General features: G+C 47.2%; 4 protein-coding genes. 1 reads left to right on the top strand and 3 read right to left on the bottom strand.

Features of this window, described 5'->3' with window-relative positions; all coding sequences use genetic code 11:
• A partial coding sequence (locus tag ACWVCM_RS11490) for a glycosyltransferase family 9 protein (protein ID WP_455201897.1) occupies window positions 1-595 on the bottom strand: 595 nt, incomplete at its 3' end.
• Window positions 596-660: 65 nt separating this feature from the next.
• Window positions 661-1,608: a UDP-glucuronic acid decarboxylase family protein gene (locus tag ACWVCM_RS11485; protein WP_455201896.1), complete on the bottom strand. Its 948-nt coding sequence runs from the start codon at window positions 1,606-1,608 to the stop codon at window positions 661-663.
• A 252-nt stretch (window positions 1,609-1,860) separates the two neighbouring features.
• Between ACWVCM_RS11485 and ACWVCM_RS11480 the strand changes: the two genes are divergently transcribed.
• Window positions 1,861-2,586, top strand: coding sequence for a 3-deoxy-D-manno-octulosonic acid kinase (locus ACWVCM_RS11480; RefSeq protein ID WP_455201895.1), 726 nt, complete (start codon window positions 1,861-1,863; stop codon window positions 2,584-2,586).
• On the opposite strand, the gene ACWVCM_RS11475 is transcribed toward ACWVCM_RS11480, so the two are convergent.
• The coding region (locus tag ACWVCM_RS11475; protein ID WP_455201894.1) for a 3-deoxy-D-manno-octulosonic acid transferase at window positions 2,568-3,071 on the bottom strand (504 nt) is incomplete at its 5' end. The genes ACWVCM_RS11480 and ACWVCM_RS11475 overlap by 19 nt on opposite strands.

Raw genomic sequence — 3,071 nt, 5'->3', positions numbered from 1 at the left:
ATCCGTCGCTATGCCAGTTACGGTACGACATGCTGGAGCAGGGACTAATAACTAACGTCGGCTGCTTTCCCGGTAACAAGGCCTTTGCCTGCTGTTTATCAGGCTTGGGAATGGGGATGTCCCAGACGAGTTTTTTCTCCTCGATGCCGAGCGCTTTGGTAAAACCGAAAAAACTATCCATGACGTGTTGCTGCTGGTGCGCCGGTATACGGGCATTATTGAATAACCATTGCAGATCCTTGGCGCGGGCTCGATCAAATCCGATACGAATGTTTGTATTAACCAGGCGGTTAACAACACTGGAACGCAACGACATTTGCATATGCAACAGGGCATCGAAGTATCTTCCACGCAACGCCTGTCGGACGTCCAGATAGGCTTTTATACCGCGCGATTTATCAAACTCAATAAACTCAATATTGGGGATGTCGCTGACCAGGCTGGCTTCCAGCTTGCCAATAATCCAGGTAATCTGGGTTTGTGGCCAATGGGCCTGAATGGTGCGTACAACCGGCAAGGTATGGCAGATATCCCCAACGGCGGAGAGTCGCAGTATGCACAGGGATTTTGGAGCATCTTGAAAGGGTAATGACATTTGATTTTATAACTGTGCGATCACCTGGCTTGCTATGGTCAAGCCGCGCCCCCTAGCGTCGTTCGTTACTTTTTCAGGAAATCATCAAAATAGGCAATGGTTTTTATCAGGCCTTCTTCCAAAGGAATATCAGGCTCCCAGTCCAGTTCACGTTTGGCGAGACTGATATCGGGCTGACGCTGTTTTGGATCATCAAACGGCAGCGGTTTGTAGACGATTTTCGACTTGGCGCCTGTCATGTCCACCACTTTCTCGGCCAACTCCTTAATTGTAAACTCATTGGGATTTCCGGTATTCACCGGACCGGTAAATTCATCACGGCTGTTCATTAAACGAATAAATGCTTCGACAAGATTGTCGACATAACAAAAGGAACGAGTCTGACTGCCGTCACCATAGATGGTGATATCATCCCCCTTTAATGCCTGAACAATAAAGTTGGAAACAACGCGCCCATCATTGGGGTGCATGCGAGGTCCGTAAGTATTAAAAATTCTTGCGACTTTTATTCTTAAGTTGTGCTGGCGGTGATAATCAAAGAACAGGGTTTCCGCGCAACGCTTACCTTCATCATAACAGGAACGAAAACCAATGGGATTAACATGTCCCCAGTAGTCCTCGGTCTGCGGGTGAATTTGTGGATCACCATAAACTTCACTGGTGGAAGCCTGAAAAATTTTGGCACGGGTACGCTTGGCCAATCCCAGCATATTAATGGCACCATGCACGCTGGTTTTGGTGGTTTGCACCGGATCATGCTGGTAATGAATGGGTGACGCTGGGCAAGCCAGGTTGTAGATCTCATCGACTTCCACATACAGGGGAAATGTCACATCGTGGCGCAGTAGTTCGAAATAAGGGTTGTCCAGCAAGTGGGATACATTGTCCTTGGTGCCAGTAAAAAAATTATCCAGGCAGATGACATCATGACCTTCATTGAGCAGGCGCTCGCAGAGATGGGAACCGAGAAATCCGGCACCCCCGGTGACTAATATTCTCTTTCTAATATGCATTGCGTCGTCCTTTGATCAACGGAAGTTGGCAATTTATCTTTGCCTGGGATTTGTTCGAGCGAATGTGTTCGAGTCGCTGTATTCAATTTGTGCGTTTGCATTAACAGCTACAACACCATACAACACCAAATAAGGCCTGTTATTCTAGCACAATAATTGCCACATTTTGCTTCGGCGTGACTCATTCGAAGATGTCTGTCAAAATGGTCAGGCTTTCATAAAAGTACCTGCGTATTATATTCGAGATAAGCGGTGAAACCAGCACGATCACAACAAAATCAGGATTATTTTCTTTATGATCGAGATATGCTTGATCAAGTGGGCTGTCCTGATTTCGATGTTGGCTATTATCAACAGCAGGGTGCCTTACGGGGACAGGCGCAGGGGCGTGGTACGACCCATTTCATTTCAATTGCCGGTAAGCTGGATTGCGTGCTGCGGCATTATCGACGCGGTGGTCTGGTCGCCCGCGTTACCGAAGACAGGTATTACTGGTCGGGTCTCGATCAGACTCGGGCATGGCGGGAATGGCTTTTATTGCAGTTAATGTGTGAAGAACAATTACCGGTACCACATCCGGTGGCAGCGCATGTAAAGCGCAGTGGTTTCTTTTATACCGCAGATATTATTACGCAACAGATTCCAGCGGCACATTCACTGGCAACGGTGCTGGGTAAAGGTGAGCTGAGTGATGATTTGTGGCGGTGCCTGGGTAAAACCATTCGACAGTTTCATCAACGGGGTATTTATCATGCAGATCTTAATGCGCACAATATTTTAATTGATGAGAGTGAGCGATTTTATCTGATAGATTTTGATAAAGGAGCGCTACGCAGGCCTTCACCTGCCTGGCAACAGGCCAATATTGACCGGTTGCAGCGCTCTCTGCAAAAACTTAAACAGCAAAACCAGGACCAATTTCAATTTGCCTTACACCACTGGGGTGCGCTATTGCAGGCTTATTCGTCTGGTAGCTGACAGCAGGACTGGACCTCAGCAATATATTTTTCCAGTATATCGCTGTTGTGTTGCATGAATTGCCTGGCCCGTTCTCCCAATACCTGTTTTCGGGTATCGTCCTGTAGTAGATCAGCAAGTTTATTTTGTAAGTGTTGATAGTCATCAACCTGTATTGCGGCTTGTTGTTCCAATAAGCCTTCCGTCTCTTCAACAAAATTATGCATATAGGGCCCAAATAACATGGCTTTGCCTAACATGGCGGGCTCCAGGATGTTATGACCGCCAATGGGTACAAATGACCCTCCCATGATAATGAGCTCGGCGCTTGCCATAAACCCGGTAAGTTCGCCCAGGGTGTCAGCGAGATAAACCTGTGTATCATCATGAATGCTATCGTTGCGGCTACGCACGGCTAATTTAACTGACAGGGAGTTAAGTTGCTTAATGATGCTGTTACTGCGCTTGGGGTGACGTGGTGCAATGACTAATAATTTATGCTGTGT

It is taken from the genome of Kaarinaea lacus, assembly GCF_975902315.1.
This window is presented reverse-complemented; position numbering and strand designations above follow the sequence as displayed.

Bases quoted from the DNA above. Each gene is read 5' to 3' on its own strand.
- ACWVCM_RS11485 (WP_455201896.1), bottom strand. From the start codon at position 1,608: ATGCATATTAGAAAGAGAATATTAGTCACCGGGGGTGCCGGATTTCTC.